This is a genomic window from Streptomyces viridifaciens (assembly GCF_001888885.2).
Classification (GTDB): Bacteria; Actinomycetota; Actinomycetes; order Streptomycetales; family Streptomycetaceae; genus Kitasatospora; species Kitasatospora aureofaciens.
Genome location: NZ_CP090840.1, coordinates 1,539,515 through 1,558,473, shown reverse-complemented (window position 1 = coordinate 1,558,473; position 18,959 = coordinate 1,539,515). Strand labels below are relative to the sequence as shown.

The window sequence follows — 18,959 nt, the reverse complement described above, 5'->3', positions numbered from 1 at the left end:
GTGGCAGCGCTTGCTTGGACCATCCTTGGCGTCCGGCCGTCCAGCGCTTTTCAAGTGCCGTTCCACCGGGCCCCGGCGCGGCTCAGTTCCCGGTCATGGCCAGCAGGTTCGGTGCGTAGCGCGCCCCGTGGACCGGTACGGCCGCCGCCTCGGCCACCTCGGCGAGGTCCTGCTCGGTGAGCTCGACCGCGGCGACCGCCAGGTTCTCCGCGAGATGGGTGCGCCGCCCGGTGCCCGGGATGGCGACCACGTCCCGGCCGCGGTGCTGCACCCAGGCCAGGGCCAGCTGGGCGAGGGTGAGCCCGAGCCGGTCGGCGACCGGCCGCAGCCGATGCAGCAGCGGCCGGTTGCCGGCCAGGCCCTCGGGGCTGAACCGCGGCTGGGAGCGGCGGAAATCCTCGGCGGCCAGGTCGGCGGTGGTGCGGATCGCGCCGGTCAGGAAGCCGCGGCCGAGCGGGGCGTAGGCGACCACGCCGATGCCCAGGTCGCGGCAGACGGGCAGCACTTCGGCTTCGAGGTCGCGGGTCCACAGGCTCCACTCGCTCTGCACCGCCGTCACCGGGAACACCGCGTCGGCCCGCCGGAGGGTCGCCGCCGACGGCTCGGAGAGGCCGAAGTGCCGGACCTTGCCCTCCGCTACCAGGTCGGCCACCGCACCGGCGGTCTCCTCCACCGGCACGGCCGGGTCGATCCAGTGCTGGTAGTAGAGGTCGATGTGGTCGGCGCCCAGCCGCCGCAGCGAGCGCTCGCACGCGGCGCGGACGTAGGCCCGGTCCCCCCGCAGGCCCCGGAAGGCGCCGTCCGGGGAGCGCACCATGCCGAACTTGGTCGCCAGCACCACCTCGTCGCGGCGGCCCGCGAGCGCCCGACCGAGCAACTCCTCGCCGGCGCCCAGCCCCTGGACGTCGGCGGTGTCGAGCAGTGTGACGCCGGCATCGAGGGCGGCCCGGATCGTGGCGACGGCCTCCTTCTCGTCGGGCCGCCCGTAGAACGCGGTGGTGGGCAGGCAGCCCAGCCCCAGCGCGGACACCCGCAGACCGCGCAGCTCGCGCGCCGGCAGACCGGCCGGTGACGGGCCCGCGGGCGGCGGGACGACGGAACCGGGCGCGGGCACGGCTGACGGCATGGCTGACCTCCGGTGAAGGGGAGACGCACGGGAACGGGCGGGCCCCGGGTGGCAAGGGCGACCGGGGGCGACCCGGGCCATCGGGGCGATCGAGGCGTGGGCGCGCGAGCCCCGCCGGCCCCGGCAGGCCCGACCCCAGCACGGTAGCGCCGTCCTCGGGGCGTCACAACAGCCGCCCCGCAGGCCACTTGACGATTCGCTGACCACCCGCCGCCCGGCCCGGTGGGCAGCGGGTGCCGCAGCGCCAAGGCGATCGTCCATGCGCCTGCAAGCCCCTGGCCGCAGAGTCGAGACGCGGCGTCCCGGCCGGTCGAGTCCCGGCGGCACGCCGCCTTCCGGCGCCGGCCCTCCGGCGCCCGCACCGATACCCCCTTCGTGCCTGAGGAGCTGCCATGTCCCGTGTGTCCAAGAGCCCGAGCACCAACCCGACGACCGCCCACGCGCTGCTGCAGCGGCTGCGCGACCACGGGGTGCAGACGGTCTTCGGCGTGGTCGGCCGCGAGGCCGCCTCGATCCTCTTCGACGAGGTCGAGGGCGTCGACTTCGTGCTGACCCGCCACGAGTTCACGGCCGGGGTGGCGGCCGACGTCCTGGCCCGGATCTCCGGCCGGCCGCAGGCCTGCTGGGCCACCCTGGGGCCGGGCATGACCAACTTGTCCACCGGGGTGGCCACCTCGGTCCTCGACCGCTCCCCGGTGATCGCGCTGGCGGCGCAGTCCGAGTCGCACGACATCTTTCCCAACGACACCCACCAGTGCCTGGACTCGGTCGCGGTGATGCGCCCGATGACCAAGTACGCGGTGGAGCTCCAGCGGCCCGACGACATCACCGACCTGGTCGACTCCGCGGTCGCCGCCGCGATGACCGAGCCGGTCGGCCCGAGCTTCATCTCGCTGCCCGTCGACCTGCTCGGCAGCGACATCGACACCACGCTGGTCCACCCCGCCGCCCGGACCCCCGCCAAGCCGGTCGGCGCGGTGCAGGACGGCTGGCAGGACGCCGCCGAGCAGGCGGCGGAGCTGGTCGAGTCGGCGCAGCACCCGGTGCTGGTGGTCGGCGCCGCCGCGATCCGCTCCGGTGCCATCCCGGCCGTCCGCGCGCTCGCCGAGCGGCTGAACATCCCGGTCATCACCACGTACATCGCCAAGGGAGTGCTGCCGCACGGCCATGCCCTCAACTACGGCGCCGTCACCGGCTACATGGACGGCATCCTGTCGTTCCCGGCGCTGGAGACGCTGTTCGGCCCGGCCGACGTCATCCTCACCCTCGGCTACGACTACGCGGAGGACCTGCGTCCGTCGATGTGGCAGCGCGGCGGCGCCAAGACCACCGTGCGGGTGTCGCCCACCGTCAACCCGATCCCGCGGGTCTACCGGCCGGACGTCGACGTCGTCACCGACGTGCTCGCCTTCGTGCAGCACCTCGAGGAGCGGACAGCCGACGTCCCGGCGAAGACCCCGCACGACATCACCCCGCTGCGCGAGCGGATCGCGGAGTTCCTCGCCGACACCGAGCGCTACCAGGACGGCATGCGCGTCCACCAGGTGATCGACTCGATGAACACCGTGATGGCGGAGACCGCCGAGCCGGGCGAGGGCACGATCGTCTCCGACATCGGCTTCTTCCGGCACTACGGTGTGCTGTTCGCCCGCGCGGACCAGCCGTTCGGCTTCCTCACCTCGGCGGGCTGCTCCAGCTTCGGCTACGGCATCCCGGCGGCGATGGGCGCCCAGCTCGCCCGCCCCGGGCAGCCCACCTTCCTGATCGCCGGCGACGGCGGCTTCCACTCCAACAGCGCCGACCTGGAGACCGTCGCCCGGCTCAACCTGCCGATCGTCACCGTCGTCGTCAACAACGACACCAACGGCCTGATCGAGCTGTACCAGAACCTCGGCCACCACCGCTCGCACGACCCGGTGGTCAAGTTCACCGGCGTCGACTTCGTCGACCTCGCCCGCGCCAACGGCGTGGAGGCCGTCAAGGCGACCACCCGGGAGGAGCTGCTCGCCGCGCTGCGCAAGGGCGCCGCGCTCGGCCGGCCGTTCCTGATCGAGGTGCCGGTGAACTACGACTTCACGACCGGCGGCTTCGGCGCGCTGAGCATCTGACGATGGCGTCGACACTGCCCGCCGCCACCGGGTTCCTGGCCGCCGTCCAGTGCGACGGCGGCAGGTCCCCCGGGGCGTTCCCCGCCCCCCGGGGAGCGGACCCCGCCGCCCCCGGGGCGGTGTTCGCCTCCGCCGGCCCGCGCGCCGTCATCAAGGCCCGACCGGGCGGACCGGGCCTGGACGCCGTCCTGCTGCACTCCGGCGCACCCGACGCCGCCCACGCCCACCGGCGGGGCCGCACGGTGCTGCTCGCCGGGGAGCTCTACAACCGGGACGAGCTGCTCACCCTGCTCGGCGCGCAGGCCGGGCCGGTCACCGACGCGGACCTGCTGCTCGCCCTCGTCGACACCTACGACCTGCACGCGTTCCGGCTGCTCAACGGGCGGTTCGCGGCCGTGGTCGCGGACGGCGGCCGGGTGCTGCTGGCCACCGACCACGCCGGCTCCGTGCCGCTGTACGTGAGCGCCGTCCCCGGGACCGTCCTCGCGGCGACCGAGGCGAAGGCCCTGCGGACCGCGCCGGTCGGCCGGCGGATCACGGCCGCGCGCCGGGTCCGCCGGCTGCCCGGCACCCACCAGGTGCCCGCCGGGACCGTCCTGGAGATCGGGGTGGCCACCGCGGACTGCACCGACCACCGCACCTGGGCGCCCACGCCGGCCCGCCGGATCATGGCCGAACAGGAGGCCACCGAGGCCGTTCGGCTCGCCCTGGACCGCGCCGTCCGCGCCCGCACCGGCCCGGACACCCCGCTGGTGGTGCTCTCCGGCGGCATCGACTCCTCCAGCGTCGCCGCACTGACCGCCCACCACCGGACCGGGCCCGTCGACACCGTGTCGATGGGCACCGACCTCGCCGACGAGTTCCCGCAGGCCAGGGTGGTCGCCGAACACCTCGGCTCCGCCCACCGGGAGCTGACCGTCCACACCGACGACCTGCTGCGCCGGCTCCCGCACGCGGTCTGGGCCGCCGAGTCACTCGACCCGGACATCATCGAGTACCTGTTGCCGCTGACCGCCCTGTACCTGCGCCTGGAGGGCCCCGGGCGGCGCATCCTCACCGGCTACGGCGCCGACATCCCGCTCGGCGGCATGCACCGGGAGAACCGGCTCCCGGCCCTGGACACCGCCCTCGCCCACGACATGGCCACCTTCGACGGCCTGAACGAGATGACGCCGGTGCTGTCCGGGATCGCCGGGCACTGGTCGACCCACCCGTTCTGGGACCGCGAGGTGCTGGACCTGCTGGTGTCGCTGGAGTCCGGGCTCAAGCGGCGCCACGGCCGGGACAAGTGGGTGCTCCGCGCGGCCATGACGGACCTGCTCCCGCACGAGACCGTCACCCGCCCCAAGCTCGGCGTGCACGAGGGCTCGGGCACCACCAGCTCGTTCAGCCGGCTGCTGACCGACGCCGGGGTGCCCGGGGACCGGGTGCACCGGGCCAAGGAGCTCGTCGTCCAACACCTGTTCGACCGGGTCGTCGTCGACGGCCGGCACCCCGACGAGGTGGCCACCGCCGACGTGGTGCAGCTGGTCGCCGACGCCTTGGAGCACGACGCACTGCCGGCCCACCCGTGACGCCCGCCCGCCGCAGGCCCGGCCGGGGCACCGGACGCACCAGCGGCACCCCCGGCGCCGACCGCAGCAGCACGACAGAGAGGAGCGAGAACCGCGTGGAGCGCATCGACATCAAGGTCTCCCCCCGGTACGCGCAGATCCCCACATTCATGCGCCTGCCGCACGACCCCGACCCGCACGGCCGGGACGTCGTGGTCATCGGCGCACCGTACGACGGCGGCACCAGCTACCGTCCCGGTGCCCGCTTCGGGCCCCGCGCGATACGCAACGAGTCCGGGCTCATCCACGGCGTCGGCATCGACCGCGGGCCCGGCACCTTCGACCTGATCAGCTGCGTGGACGCGGGGGACATCGACCTCACCCCGTTCAACATGCACATCGCCATGGAGCACGCCCAGCAGCGGCTGACCGAACTGCTGGACGACAACGGCGCCTTCCTGATGCTCGGCGGCGACCACTCGCTGACGCTCGCCGCGCTGCGCGCCGTCGCTGCCAAGCACGGGCCGGTCGCCGTCCTGCACCTGGACGCGCACTCGGACACCAACCCGGCGTTCTACGGCGGCGAGTACCACCACGGCACGCCGTTCCGGCACGCCATCGAGGAGAAGCTCGTCGACCCGCAGCGCATGGTCCAGATCGGGATCCGGGGCCACAACCCGCAGCCCGACTCGCTGGACTACGCCCGCGGCCACGGCGTGCGGATCGTCACCTCCGACGACTTCTGCGACCGCGGCCCCGCCGCGACCGCCCGCCTGGTGCGCGAACTCGTCGGCGACGCGCCCCTGTACGTCTCCGTCGACGTCGACGTGGTCGACCCGGCCTTCGCCCCCGGCACCGGCACCCCCGCCCCGGGCGGCCCGACCTCCCGCGAGGTGCTGGCGCTGCTGCGCGGGATCGGTGACCTCTCACCCGTCGGCTTCGACGTCATGGAGGTCTCCCCGCTCTACGACCACGGCGGCATCACCTCCGTCCTGGCCACCGAAATCGGCGCGGAACTCCTGTACCAGTACGCCCGCGCCCACACCCGAGAGAGGACCACCCCGTGACCGTCCTGGACTGCTCCGAGCACGCGGCCGCCCTGCGGGCGCTCGCCGCCCGGCTGCCGCAGATCCCGCGCGAGGACCTGCCCGCCTTCCTCGACACCGCGCACGCTGCGGCCGCCGACCTCCCCGCCGGCCTGGCCGCGGCACTGGACGACTTCAACAGCCGCGGCAGCACCGACGGCTACCTCCTGCTGCGCGGCCTGCCGGTGGAGGCCGACGACGCGCTGCCCGCCACCCCGAGCAGCACCCCCGCGCCGGCGGACCGCCCCCTGCTGTTCATGGAGGCCATGCTCGGCATCGTCGGGCGCCGGCTCGGCCTGCACACCGGCTACCGGGAGCTGCGCTCCGCCACCGTCTACCACGACGTGTACCCGTCGCCCGGCGCCCACCACCTGTCCTCGGAGACCTCCGAGACGCTGCTGGAGTTCCACACCGAGATGGCGTACCACGTGCTGCAGCCCGACTACGTGATGCTCGCCTGCTCCCGGGCCGACCATGAGCGCAAGGCCGCCACCCTGGTCGGCTCGATCCGCAACGCGCTGCCGCTGGTGCCCGCCGAGTTCCGCGCCCACCTGTACGACCGGCCGGTGCCCTGCTGCGTGGACGTGGCCTTCCGCGGCGGCGAGGAGGACCCGGGCGCGATCGCCAACGTCCGCCCGCTGTACGGGGACCCGGCCGACCCGTTCCTCGGCTACGACCGCGAACTGCTCGCGCCCGAGGACCCCCGGGACGTCGAGGCCGTCGCCGCGCTCTCCAAGGCGCTGGACGAGGTCACGGAGGCCGTGCACCTCGTCCCCGGGGACGTCCTGATCATCGACAACTTCCGGACCACCCACGCCCGGACGCCGTTCACCCCGCGCTGGGACGGCAAGGACCGCTGGCTGCACCGGGTCTACATCCGCACCGACCGCGGCGGCGCCCTGTCGGGCGGCGAACGGGCCGGTGACGTCGTCGACTTCACCCCGCGCCCCTGACCCGCCGCGCCCCCGACCCGCCGTTCGGCCCGGAGGGCCCGCAGGACCGACCGTCGTCGGCCGCCTGCGGGCCCTCCGGCCGTACGCCCGCCCGGCGCGGACGAGTTGGCCGGGCATCGCCGGTCGGCACCGCGCCGACTCGACCTGACAGACCGCACATGATGGGATCGACCGGACACCGCACCGGCGTGTCGGCACGCCGGTGCACCTGGCCTCTCGGGAGACGATGGACCATGACCGAAATCGCAGCGGACGAGCCACGGGGGTTCGCGGTGCACACCGCGCCGGTCGGACTGGGTGACGACGGGCGGGACGACTTCACCGTCCTGATCTCGACCCGACCGGCCGTGGTCAGCGCGGTCTTCACCCGTTCCCGCTTCGCCGGCCCCAGCGTCACCCTCAGCCGGGCCGCCGCCGCGGACCGCAGCGCCCGGGGCGTCGTCGTGCTGGCCCGCAACGCGAACGTCGCCACCGGCGCCCAGGGCGAGGCGAACGCCCGCGAGGTCCGCGCCGCCACGGCGCGGGCGCTCGGCCTCGCCGAGGACCAACTGCTGATCGCCTCCACCGGTGTGATCGGCCGCCAGTACCCGATGGCCGGGATCCTCGACCACATCGGGACGATGACCGGCCCGCTGCCCGAGGGCGGCTTCGACCGCGCCGCGCGGTCCATCATGACCACCGACACCCGGCCCAAGACCGCCCGCGCCCGGGTCGGCGACGCCGTGGTGATCGGCATCGCCAAGGGCGTCGGGATGATCGAGCCCGACATGGCCACCCTGCTGACCTTCTTCGCCACCGACGCGCTGCTCGACCCCGAGGAGCAGGACCGGATCTTCCGCCGGGTGATGGACCGGACGTTCAACGCGGTCAGCATCGATACCGACACCTCCACCAGCGACACCGCCGCGCTGTTCGCCAACGGCCTGGCCGGCGCCGTCGACCCGGCCGCCTTCGAACAGGCGCTGTACGACGTGGCGCTCGCCCTGGTCAAGGACATCGCGAGCGACGGCGAGGGCGCCGGCAAGCTCATCGAGGTCCAGGTCTCGGGCGCGCGGGACACCGCGCAGGCCAAGCGGATCGGCAAGGCCGTGGTCAACTCCCCGCTGGTGAAGACCGCCGTGCACGGCGGCGACCCGAACTGGGGCCGGGTCGCGATGGCGATCGGCAAGTGCTCCGACGACACGGACGTCGACCAGGAGAAGGTCACCATCCGCTTCGGCGACGTCGAGGTCTACCCGCCGAGCGGGCGCGGCGCCGAGGGGGAAGGCGAGCTGCGCGCCGCCGTCGCCAAGCAGATGCAGGGCCCCGAGGTGGTCATCGGGATCGACCTCGGCATCGCCGCCGGTGCCTTCACCGTCTACGGCTGCGACCTGACCGAGGGCTACGTGCGGCTCAACGCCGACTACTCGACCTGATCCCCCCGGCCGGGCCGCGGCGCGACGTCACCTGCCGTGACGTGAGTGACGTGACCGGGCCGCCGGCGGTCCGGCATCCACGGCAGCGCCCCCGGGAGGCGGACCTCCCGGGGGCGCTGCCGTGCACGGGGCCGGCGGCCCTCAGACGGCCGCGGGCTGGGTCGCCAGGAGGGCAGTGATCGCCGCGCCGATGAACTCCCGGTCGGCGGCGGTCGCCCCCGCACCGGCCAGGTGGCCCCACACGCCCGGGATCACCCGCAGGGTGGCCCGGGGCATCAGGGCGGCCGCCCTCGCCTCGTCCTCCACCGCGAAGCACAGATCACGGGCGCCCGGCAGGAGCACCGCCTCGGCGGTGACCGAGCCCAGTGCGGCCTCCGTCCGGCCGTCGAAGCCCGGCGTCGCCCCGACGTCGGCCCGGGCCCACGTGTCGATCATGGTCAGCAGGTCCTCGGTGGACGGCCCGGCGACGAAGAACTCCTCCCAGAAGCCGGTGAGGTACTCCTCCCGGGAGGCGAAGCCCAGCTCGCGGTAGCCGCCCTGGGCCCAGAACGGGTGCGAGGCCGCCCACCCGGCGAAGACCCGGCCCGCCGCCCGCCGGCCCCGGTCGGCGCCCCCGTCGGGGCTCCCGTCGGCGCGCAGCGCGGCGGCCAGCGCCGCCAGGAACACCCGGTTGTGCTCGCTGGTCGCCGCGGACCCGCAGAACGGGGCGATCCGGCGGACCATCCGCGGGTACGACACCGCCCACTGGTAGGCGTGCGCCGCGCCCATCGACCAGCCGGTCACCAGCGCCAGTTCGGTCACCCCCAGCTCCTCGGTGAGCAGCCGGTACTGGGCGTCGACGTTGTCCTGCGGGCTGATCCGGGGGAAGGCCACCCCCAGCGGGTGGTTGCTCGGCGAGCTGGAGACGCCGTTGCCGAACAGGCCGACGGTGACGACGCAGTACCGCCGGGTGTCCAGCGGCCTGCCCTCCCCGATCAGCCAGTCGTACGCGGTGTGGTCGCCGCCGAAGTAGGACGGGCACAGGACGGCGTTGCGGCCGTCGGCGTCGAGCGTCCCGTGGACGGCGTAGGCGATCCCGGCCGAGGGCAGGGTCCCCCCGTCGGCCAGCGGGAGGCTGTCCAGTGCGAAGACGCGGTGGTCCACCGGCTTCTCCTCCGTGATGAGCGGCCCGCGGGGCCGGACGGTTGGTCGGTGTCGTGCCATGACGTGCCCGGACGTGCCCGGACGTGCCGGGACGTGCCGTGCCGTGCCGTGCCGGGACCGTGCCGCGGCGGGGTGCCGGGCCGCCCCGCCGGTCTCACAGCCAGTTGGGCGCGATCTCCGTCGCCCAGAGCTCCAGGCTGCGCATCTGCACGTCGTGCGGGATCAGGCCGGAGTACTGGCACTGCAGCAGGTACTCGGGGTCGTGCTGGGTCACCAGCTTCTCGATCTTGCGGTTGATGTCGTCGGGGGTGCCGACCCATTCGAGGCCGCGCTCGACCAGGGTCCGGTAGTCCGCGCCGATCGGGCCGGTCTCGCCGACCCGGCGCAGGCTCTCGGTGAAGCCCATCGGGCCGAACCAGTTCTCGAAGACGAAGCCGCCGCCGCGGGCCGCCCAGTGGTGGGCCTCGTCGGCGTCCCTGGCCACCAGCACGTCCTTCATCACCCCGATCCGCTCGCCGCGCCGCAGCTCGCCGTGCCCGGCGGCCGCGGCCTCCTCCCGGTAGAGGTCCATCAGCCGGCTCACGATCCGGTCGTCGGTGTTCATCAGGATCGGCACCACGCCCTCGCGGGCACAGAACCGGAAGGTGTCCTCGCTGAAGCTGAACGGCTGGAACACCGGCGGGTGCGGGTGCTGGTAGGGCTTCGGGGCGATGCCGACCTCCTGCACCACGCCGTTCTCGTCGAGGCCGCGGCCGAAGCTGCGGACGGCGTCGTAGGGGAACTCCAGGCCCTTGGGCGGGATCGTCCACTGGGCGCCGCTGTGCGAGAAGGTCTCGGTGGTCCACGCCTTCTTGAGGATCTCCCAGTGCTCCTCGAACAGCGCCCGGTTGCGCCGGTCGTTGGCGCCGGCGTCGGAGAGCGTCCCGCCGACCCCGAACGGCTGGCCCATGATCTCGGCCCACCGCTTCTGGAAGCCGCGTGCGATCCCGACGAAGGTCCGGCCCCGGGTCATGTGGTCGAGCATCGCCAGGTCCTCGGCGAGCCGCAGGGGGTTGTGGAAGGGCAGCACGTTGGCCATCTGGCCAACCCTGATCTCCTTGGTCTGCATGGCCAGGTACAGGCCCAGCATGATCGGGTTGTTGGACACCTCGAAGCCCTCGACGTGGAAGTGGTGCTCGGTGAACGAGAGCCCCCAGTAACCGAGTTCGTCGGCCGCCCGGGCCTGCTCGGTGAGCTGCCAAAGCATGTTCCGGTAGTTCTGCTGGTTCACCCCGGACATGCCCTTGAGCACCTGGTCGTGGCTGCCGACCGTCGGCAGGTAGAAGAGGATGGACTTCACGGGTCGTCCTTTCGTGCCGCGCGGCGACGCCACGGCTGGAAGCGGAGGAGGGTGCGGTCGACGGTGGCACCCGGCTCTTGCGAATCGTTTGACGCGCCGCCTCCACCGGTCCGGAACGGCCGGGCGGCGGCGCGGAGCGGGACGTCCAGCGGACGCCAAGGGGTCGCTGACAGCGTGGTGGCGAGCCTCACCCGATCCTTAGGAGCTCGCCTTGAACCCAGCAACTGCCACCGCCCCCGGTGCGACCGGCACGGGGCTCGCGGCCGCGGACCGCGCGACGCTCATCCACCCCACGCTGCCGGCGCACCGGACGGACCGCACCGTCCTGGTCTCCGGCTCGGGCTGCCGGGTCACCGACGCGGCCGGCCGCGAGTACCTGGACGCCTCCGCCGTCCTCGGCGTGACCCAGGTGGGCCACGGCCGCGCCGAGCTCGCCCGGGCCGCCGCCGAGCAGATGACCCGGCTGGAGTACTTCCACACCTGGGGCACCGTGACCAACGACCGGGCGGTGGAACTCGCCACCCGGCTCGCCGGGTTGGCCCCGGGAGGGCTGCGCCGGACGTACTTCACCAGCGGCGGCGCGGAGGGCAACGAGATCGCGCTGCGGATGGCCCGGCTCCACCACCACCGCCGCGGCGAGCCCCAGCGCACCTGGATCCTGGCCCGCACGATGGGCTACCACGGCATCGGCTACGGCAGCGGCGGCGTGTCCGGATTCCCGGTCTATCACACCGGGTTCGGCCCCAGCATGCCGGACGTGCACTTCCTGACGCCGCCGCACCCCTACCGCCGGGAGCTGTTCTCCGGCGCCGACGTCACCGAGTTCTGCCTGGCCGAACTGCGGGAGTCGATCGAGCGGATCGGGCCGGAGCGGATCGCCGCGATGATCGGCGAGCCGGTGATGGGCGGCATCGGCGCGGTCGTCCCGCCGGCCGACTACTGGCCGCGGGTCGCGGAACTGCTGCGCTCCTACGGCATCCTGCTGATCCTGGACGAGGTGGTCACCGGGTACGGCCGCACCGGGCACTGGTTCGCCGCCGAGCACGTCGGGGTGGTGCCCGACATCCTGGTCACCGCCAAGGGCCTCACCTCGGGGTACCTCCCGCACGGGGCGGTGCTGGTCTCCGACGAGGTCGCCGACACCGTGACCGGCGAGCAGGGCTTTCCGGTGGGCTACACCTACACCGGGCACCCGACCGCGTGCGCGGTCGCCCTGGCCAACCTGGACATCATCGAGCGCGAGGGGCTGGCGGCCAACGCGGCCGCCGTCGGCGCACACCTGAAGGACGGGCTGACGCGGTTGCTGGACCTGCCCGTGGTGGCGGAGGTCCGCGGGGTCGGGCTGATGCTGGCCGTCGAGCTGACCTCGGACAAGGAGGCCCGGCGGCCGCTGCCGCAGGGCACCACCGAGGTGGCGGACGCGCTGCGCGAGCAGGCGGGCATCATCCTGCGGACCAACCCGTACGCGCTGGTGATCAATCCGCCGCTGGTGTTCACCCGGCAGGACGCGGGCCTGCTCGTCGACGGCCTGCGCTCGGTGCTCTCGCGGGTCGGCCTCGACGGCCACGTGCGCTGACCCGTCGGCGGGCCGGGCCCGGGGCGGCGGCACGGCGGCGCTGCCGTGCCGCCGCCCCGGGCTACCGCGCCGCCCCGGCGAGCAGGGCCGCGAACGGCCACTGCGGCCGCCGCAGCACGTGCTCGCCGCGCAGCTCGATCTCGTCGGCCATGGTCCGCGCCGTCGCGCGGGCCAGGTCCGGCAGTCCGGCGTGCTGCTCCGCCTCGGCGAGCAGCCCCAGGTGCAGCGCCCGCCGGAAGACCGTGCCGGAGCGGGCCGCGGCGTCCAGGGCCCAGCGCATCCGCCGCAGTCCGACGCCGGCTCGGCCGCGGCGCACCTCGGCCCAGCCGAGCAGCACGGACAGCATGTTCTGCCAGTGGCCCAGCTGGCAGCGGACGGTGAGGTCGACCCCGGCGGTGGAGGCCTGCCAGGCCCGTTCCACGTCCCCGTCGAGGACGGCCAGCAGGGCGTCGGCGTAGAGGGCGAAGGTGCGGTCCCACGGCCGGTCGCAGCTGTCCGACTCGGAGAGCTGCAGCAGCTCCTCGCGGTAGCGCCCGGCGGCGGCGGTATCGCCGAGCAGGACGTGGCTGACGGCCAGGTGGACGCGGTAGTTGATCCTGGGGTCGCTGCGGGACAGGCCCATGAACCGGTCCGGCCGCTCCTCCGCGCCCTGCGCGTCGACCAGCGGGAGCCCGCGTTCCAGTTCGGCGACGGCCTCCTCCAGCCGGTCGGCGGTGAACCACAGCACGCCCTTGCCGTAGCAGGCGGCCGTCCGGGCCTCGGTCCCGCCGCCGTGCTCGGCCGACTCTTCCAGCAGCGCGACGATCCCGGACACCCGGCGCAGGTCGCCGCCGGCCAGGTGCATGATGACCCGGGAGGCCAACAGCGCGGTGGGGCGGGTGTTGTCGAGGGTCTTCTGCAGCACCTCGACCCGGGTGCAGGCGTCGGTGACCGCCGGGGACCCGTAGCCGAGGGTCATCGACAGCAGCCACACGACCCGCTTCTGCAGTTCCAGCTCGGCCGCGACGGACCGGTTCCGGGGCTGGCCGCGCAGTACGTCGATGGCCTGCGACAGCCAGGCGCGCGCCTCGGAGTGCAGCCGCCGGCGCTCGGCGAGGTCGCCCATGCCGACCAGGGGCTGCACCGCCTCGCGCGGGTCGAGTTCCTGCGCCGCCCGGCCACAGTGGTAGCCGATGGTCTCGGCGCAGTCGGTGCGGGCCCTGCCGACGGCGCCGTCGGCCAGCGCGACCGCCACCCGGTGGTGCAGCCGGGCGCGGTGGACCGGGTCGAGGTCGGCGAGCAGCATGTCCCGCACCAGCCCCTGCGCGAACCGGAAGCCGCGAGGGTCGACCGGATCGGGGCGCAGCAGCCCGCTGTGCAGCGCGTCGTGGACCAGGCCCGGTGGCTCGCCCAGTCCGGTGAGGACGTCGGTGAGCAGCCGGCGGTCCACGGCCGGGCCGATCACCGCGCAGGTCTGCAGCACCCGGATGACACCCTCCGGGCACTCGGCCAGGCGGGCGCCCAGCACCAGCCGCAGGCCGAAGGAGAGCGGGGCGGCCGGTTCGGCGGGTCCGGTCACGGCGGTGGCGGTCGGCCGCAGCCTGGTGAGCAGGTAGGGGTTGCCGCCGGTGGCGCGGTGGGCGGCCGACACCAGGTCCCAGGTGGGCGGCTCGCCCCCGGTGCGGTTGATCAGGGCCCTGGTCTCGGCGAGCGAGAGCACGTCGAGGTGCAGGTACTCGGCGGCGACCTCCTGGAGCAGGTCGGCGACCGCTCCGCCGAGTTCGGGGCGCTGGGCGAGCCGGTGCTCCCGGACGGTCGCGACCACCAGCAGGTCGCTGTCGCCGAGCTCCTTGGTGAGCAGCTGGAGGAGTGCCAGGGTGCCGGTGTCGGCGAGGTGCAGGTCCTCCAGGAAGAGCACCAGCGGGCGGCGGGCGGCGGTCAGCAGGGCCTGGCAGACGGCGTCCTGGAAGGCCAGGTGCCGGGCGGGGGAGAGCGGCGCCTCGGTGCCCGCGGGGCCCGGCGCGCGGTCCGGGCGCAGCATGCCGAGGGTGTCCAGGACGGGCTCGGGCAGGGTGGCCAGTTCGGCGGCCCTGGTGCGGCGGAGCTTGCGGACGACCCGGGTCCACAGCCAGTACTCGGGGAGTTCGGGACCGGCGGCGCAGTGCGCCCAGACGGCGTCCAGTCCGGCGGCCGGCAGTCCGCCGGCCAGTTCCTGGAGCAGCCGGGTCTTGCCGACGCCCTGTTCGCCGATCACCAGGACGGTGCGGCCGCGGCGGCCGGGTGCGGTGAGTGCCCGCAGGGTGGCCAGTTCCCGGGTGCGGCCGATCAGCCGTCCGGCGGGCGGGGCGGCTGGTGCGACGGCCGGGGCGACGGCCGCCGGGTTGGGGGAGGGGGCCGACGCCGGTGCGGGGCGCGGCGGTTCGGGCACGGCGGCGGGGGCGGGGGTGAGCGCCGGGGCGGGGCCCGGATCCGCCGGGCCCGGGGTGGGCGGTCGCAGCGCGTCGACGTCGGCGACCAGGGTGAGGCGGGGGCGCAGGTCGGCCGGGGAGGCGGTCCGCCCGCCCGCGTGCACGAGGTCCTGACGCAGGATCGCGCCGTGCAGCTCCTGGAGTTCCTTGCTGGTGTCGGCGCCCAGTTCCTCGGCGAGGTGGGCCCGGATCCGTTCGAAGGTCAGCAGTGCCTCGGCGGGCTGGCCGCAGTGGTACTGCGCCAGCATGAGCTGGCAGCCCAGCCGTTCCAGCATCGGGTTGCGCCGGACCTCGTCGTCGAGTTCGCGCACCACCTCGTCGTACCGGGCCAGGCCGAGGCTGGCGTCGGCCCAGGTCTGCAGGCCCACCAGGCGCAGCTGTTCGAGCCGGGCGGACTCCAGTTGGGCGAAGTCGTAGGCGGCCAGTTCCCCGTACGGGGTGCCGTGCCAGAGGCCGAGCGCCTCGTCGACGGTGCCGCGGGCCGCGGCCAGGTCCCCGCGGGCGAACTGCTCGCGCCCGGCCTCGACGGCGGACTGGAACCGGCTGGCGTCGATGCAGTCTCGGTCGACCTCCAGGACGTAGCCGGGGGCCTGGTACCGCAGGGCCAGCAGCCTGTCCTTGGAGGGGACGGGCGAGTGGCCGTCGATCGCCTTGCGCAGCCGGGAGACGTACGACTGGAGGGTGCCGACGACGGCCTGCGGCGGTGAGGAGCCCCAGATGGCGCTGACGATCCCGGAGACCGACACCACCCGGCCCGCGTTGATCAACAGCAGGGCCAGCAGGGCCCGTTGACGCGGCGGGCCCAGGTCGAGTGCCCGTCGGCCGGCCAGCACGGACATCTGTCCCAGCACCCTGATCGGTGCGGGGCTCCGTAACACGAGATCGGAAGCGGCGTTGTCGACTCGGCTCATCTGATCACATCCCGTCAGGCAAGACAGCTGGTGCACCCGCCGTGACCGCCGGGGTGAGCCGGGGCACGGCGTGATTCGGGTAATTTCCGAACATGGCCGGGGATGTTGTGGCGGCCGGCCGTACGGGGGTATCGACGGCGGGGCCTCGGGGGAGTCGCCGGTTCCGTGGGGTCGCCGTTCCCTGCCGTCACCGACGGTTGCCGGTCCGGCGGTGCTGGGGGGAGCTGGGGAGGGCGCGGGAACCGTCGACGGGTGTGGTCTCGGGCGCAATCAGGCCGGGCGTCTGGACGGGGCGCTGCGCGGACGGCGTGGAGTAGTGATGGCGGGGCCTCCCTTGGCGTGACCAGCCGCGATCCGTCTGCGTCCGATACAACGGCACAGCGCTTTGCTGGTCATGTCACTGTCATATGAATCATGAATGCTGGCAGGCTACCCCGGATGGGGCGACGGTGAAACCCGCCGTCGGACCGGAAGGTTCCCCTTCCGGACGACCACGGACGGTGATGGCGGGTGGGCGCGCGTCGGCTCCCCCCGCGCGGTCGTCCACGGGAGGAGCCGACGAGCCGTCGGGAGCGCGGCCCCGCAACCGGTCGGGGCGGCGGCCGGAGCCGGATCAGGAGTGCGTGACGCTTGCCCTCTCGCCGGGGACGGCCTCGGCCCGGCGCTCCCCGCGCAGCCGGGCCAGCAGCAGGTGGCAGCCCGCGCAGACCACGGCCAGGCACAGGCAGGCGCCCCACACCGCCGTGGTGCCGGACTCCTCGATCACCCGCGCGCTGAGCACCGGGGCCAGGGCTACCGACACGCTCCAGACCGACAGGAACCAGCCCTGGTAGCCGCCCTGCCGGTCGGGGGGCGACAGTGCCGCCACCAGCGCCATGCACGTCGGCCAGACGACGATCTCGCCGAGGCTCCACAGCACGACGGTCGCCCCGTACCCGACGGTGCCGTGCACGGCGGCCGTCAGCCCCATGCCGAGACCGGTCACCAGGGTCGCCACAGCCAGCGCGTGTTCCGGCCGGAGCCGCCCGGCCAGCCGGGTCAGCGGGAGCTGGAGCACCGCGATGACGAGACCGTTCATCATCATCGCCGCGCCGTAGTCGGCGGCCGAGAGACCGTCCCCCGTCATCGTCAACGGCAGTGCCACCAGGGGCTGTTGGAACAGCAGGCCGAGCATCAGCACTGAACCCAGCAGGACCGGGAAGCCCGGCGCGCGGTGCGGCGGGCGCTGCGCACCGGCCGCGTCCGTCACCCCGGCGCTCTCCGGCGGCGGGCGGGTCTCCGGCACCCGCAGGTACACCATGACGCCGGCGAGCAGATTGGCCACCGCGTTGACCAGGAACAGCAGCAGGAATCCGTGGGAGGCGGCGAGCCCGGCCGTCACGGCGGCCACCGAGAAGCCCAGGTTGGTGGCCCAGTAGATCAGCGAGTACGCCCGCGGCAGATCTTCTAGGGCCACCAGGTCGGCGACGGCCGCCGCGCGGGCCGGGCGGGTGGCGTTCAGGCCGACCCCCACCGTGAGGGTGAACAGCAGGACCGGCACCCGGCCGTGGGCCAGGCCCAGCCCCAGCATGCCCGCGACGGTGAGGACCTCGCTCGCCAACAGCACCGTCCGCCGCCCCACCCGGTCCGCCAGGATGCCGCCGAACAGCGAGGCGATCCCGCTGCCCACCCCGAACGTGGTCAGGGTCAGGCCGGTGAAGAAGACCGAATAGCCGCGCACCGTGGTGAGGTAGATCGTCATGAACGGCACCACGAAGCCGCCCGCCGAGGTGACCAGCGTTCCGCCCCAGAGCCACCAGAACGGCCCCGGCAGCCCCCCCGGTGCCCCGGCCGACCGAAGCGGCACCTCAGCTCCGCCCGTCGTACTCGACCCTGAGGGTCCGCGCCAGGTGGTCGCGGAACTCCACCGCCGCGGCGTCCGACGCGTGGTGCGACAGCACGATCGCCGGGTACCCGGACCAGTCCGGGTACGGCCGCAGCAGCGCGCCGGGGCCGACCGTCCGCACCACGTGGTCCACGCACGGCTCCTCGCGCACCTCGTCCAGCCCGTGCACCCGGGCGATCCGGCCGCCGCCGCCCACCGGCACCAGGTACGCCGCCGCGTGCCCGGTACCCACCGGCTCTGTGCTCCAGCACTCGGGCTCCCGGCCGAGGTGGATGCGGACCGCCTCGGCCGCGAGGTCGATCCCGCTGCTGACGTGCACCAGGTGGTGCATGAACCCGCCGCCGCCGATCCGCGCCCCCATCTCCAGCAGCACCGGCCGGGTGCCCGAGACCAGGCGCAGCTCGGTGTGGGTGGTGCCCTCGGTGACGCCGAAGGCGTGGTGCGCACCGACCACCTCCCGCTCGACGGCCGCCAGGACGTCCGCCGGGAGCCGGGCGGGGGCCCGCAGCGTGGTCTCCTCGAAGTACGGACCGTTCAGCTCCCCCTTGTAGCTGACGGCACAGACCCGGACCCGGCCCCTGTGCACCAGCGACTCGGCGGAGATCTCGGGGCCGTCCAGGTACTCCTCGACCAGCACCCCGGTGCCGTCGGCGGCCCCGTCGTCGTACCCCAGGTGGGTGTCGCACAGCGCCCAGGTGGTGCGCACCGCCTGCTCCAGCTCCCCGGCGGAGTCGACCCGGATCACGCCCAGACTGGAGTAGCCGTCGGCCGGCTTGACCACGACCGGGAAGCGCAGGCCCGCCGCGTCGGCCCAGTCGTCCGGGTGACCGACGGCGACGAACCCGGGCACGGCCAGACCGGCGGCGGCGAGCAGCCGGCGCATGCTGCGCTTGTCCCGGACGACCGCCGCGGCCTCCTCGGTCAGGCCGGTCAGCCCGAGCACCCGCGCGGCCCGGGCGACGAAGGGAACGACCTTCTCGTTGCCCGCCATGATCCCGTCGAACGGCTGGCGGGCGAACCGCTCCACCAGCGCGGCCACCGCCGCGTCGGGATCCCCGTCGACGTCCAGCGGCAGGAGTTCGACCACCCCGGGGGCCTTGCGGGCCCGTTCGGGGTCGTCGTCGCCCCGGGGCGCCAGGATCAGGTCGACACCGGCGCGCTCCGCGCCTTCGAACACCCAGGGAAGAGCGGAGAACTGGCCGACCAGGACGAGTTTCGGACGCTGCCGCATAGGGATCTCCGTACGAGAGTGTGGGATGTGTCGGTGCCCGGTGACCGGGCGCCCGCCACGGCCGCTCGACGGCCCGGGTCGCGGGCCGCGTCCGGGCGGCCGCGCGGAACACGACCAGCCTTTCCCGGCACTCTTGGCGGATCCTTGCAAACGGTTTGACGCCCGCCACTCGCCGTTCACCCTTGCC

12 protein-coding genes are annotated in these 18,959 nt (G+C 74.2%); 6 read left to right on the top strand and 6 right to left on the bottom strand.

Features of this window, described 5'->3' with window-relative positions; all coding sequences use genetic code 11:
- Window positions 1–82 precede the first annotated feature (82 nt).
- Entirely contained in the window at window positions 83–1,126 is a 1,044-nt protein-coding gene (locus BOQ63_RS06600) for an aldo/keto reductase (protein WP_072653674.1), read from the bottom strand.
- Between the two features lie 392 nt (window positions 1,127–1,518).
- Between BOQ63_RS06600 and BOQ63_RS06595 the strand changes: the two genes are divergently transcribed.
- The 5 genes from BOQ63_RS06595 (at window position 1,519) to argJ (ending at window position 8,240) form a co-directional block, all read left to right on the top strand.
- On the top strand, window positions 1,519–3,234 hold the full coding sequence (locus tag BOQ63_RS06595) for a thiamine pyrophosphate-binding protein (RefSeq protein ID WP_072653673.1): 1,716 nt from the start codon (window positions 1,519–1,521) through the stop codon (window positions 3,232–3,234).
- A gap of 2 nt (window positions 3,235–3,236) precedes the next feature.
- Window positions 3,237–4,808: an asparagine synthase-related protein gene (locus BOQ63_RS06590; RefSeq protein WP_030554730.1), complete on the top strand. Its 1,572-nt coding sequence runs from the start codon at window positions 3,237–3,239 to the stop codon at window positions 4,806–4,808.
- Between the two features lie 95 nt (window positions 4,809–4,903).
- Window positions 4,904–5,854, top strand: coding sequence for an agmatinase (gene speB / locus BOQ63_RS06585; RefSeq protein ID WP_072653672.1), 951 nt, complete (start codon window positions 4,904–4,906; stop codon window positions 5,852–5,854).
- Window positions 5,851–6,825 (top strand): clavaminate synthase Cs1, encoded by a 975-nt coding sequence (gene cs1 / locus BOQ63_RS06580; RefSeq protein WP_030554726.1) that lies wholly within the window; start codon window positions 5,851–5,853, stop codon window positions 6,823–6,825. Before speB ends, cs1 begins: the two co-directional genes overlap by 4 nt.
- 233 nt (window positions 6,826–7,058) lie before the next feature.
- Window positions 7,059–8,240 (top strand): bifunctional glutamate N-acetyltransferase/amino-acid acetyltransferase ArgJ, encoded by a 1,182-nt coding sequence (argJ, locus tag BOQ63_RS06575; protein WP_072653671.1) that lies wholly within the window; start codon window positions 7,059–7,061, stop codon window positions 8,238–8,240.
- A gap of 141 nt (window positions 8,241–8,381) precedes the next feature.
- Here argJ and BOQ63_RS06570 read toward each other — a convergent pair whose 3' ends face one another.
- Entirely contained in the window at window positions 8,382–9,383 is a 1,002-nt protein-coding gene (locus BOQ63_RS06570; RefSeq protein ID WP_072653670.1) for an alpha/beta fold hydrolase, read from the bottom strand.
- A gap of 154 nt (window positions 9,384–9,537) precedes the next feature.
- On the bottom strand, window positions 9,538–10,722 hold the full coding sequence (locus tag BOQ63_RS06565; RefSeq protein ID WP_072653669.1) for an LLM class flavin-dependent oxidoreductase: 1,185 nt from the start codon (window positions 10,720–10,722) through the stop codon (window positions 9,538–9,540).
- 211 nt (window positions 10,723–10,933) lie between these two features.
- Between BOQ63_RS06565 and BOQ63_RS06560 the strand changes: the two genes are divergently transcribed.
- A complete protein-coding gene (locus tag BOQ63_RS06560) occupies window positions 10,934–12,298 on the top strand; it encodes an aminotransferase family protein (protein ID WP_046386965.1) in 1,365 nt (454 codons plus the stop codon).
- 61 nt (window positions 12,299–12,359) lie between these two features.
- Here the strand turns inward: BOQ63_RS06560 and BOQ63_RS06555 are convergent, their stop codons facing one another.
- The 3 genes from BOQ63_RS06555 to BOQ63_RS06545 form a co-directional block, all read right to left on the bottom strand.
- On the bottom strand, window positions 12,360–15,584 hold the full coding sequence (locus BOQ63_RS06555) for an ATP-binding protein (RefSeq protein ID WP_191093635.1): 3,225 nt from the start codon (window positions 15,582–15,584) through the stop codon (window positions 12,360–12,362).
- 685 nt (window positions 15,585–16,269) lie between these two features.
- On the bottom strand, window positions 16,270–17,502 hold the full coding sequence (locus BOQ63_RS06550; protein WP_072653666.1) for an MDR family MFS transporter: 1,233 nt from the start codon (window positions 17,500–17,502) through the stop codon (window positions 16,270–16,272).
- A 1-nt stretch (window position 17,503) separates the two neighbouring features.
- Window positions 17,504–18,772, bottom strand: a complete 1,269-nt coding sequence (locus BOQ63_RS06545) for an ATP-grasp domain-containing protein (protein ID WP_030554712.1) — start codon at window positions 18,770–18,772, stop codon at window positions 17,504–17,506.
- Window positions 18,773–18,959 lie beyond the last annotated feature (187 nt).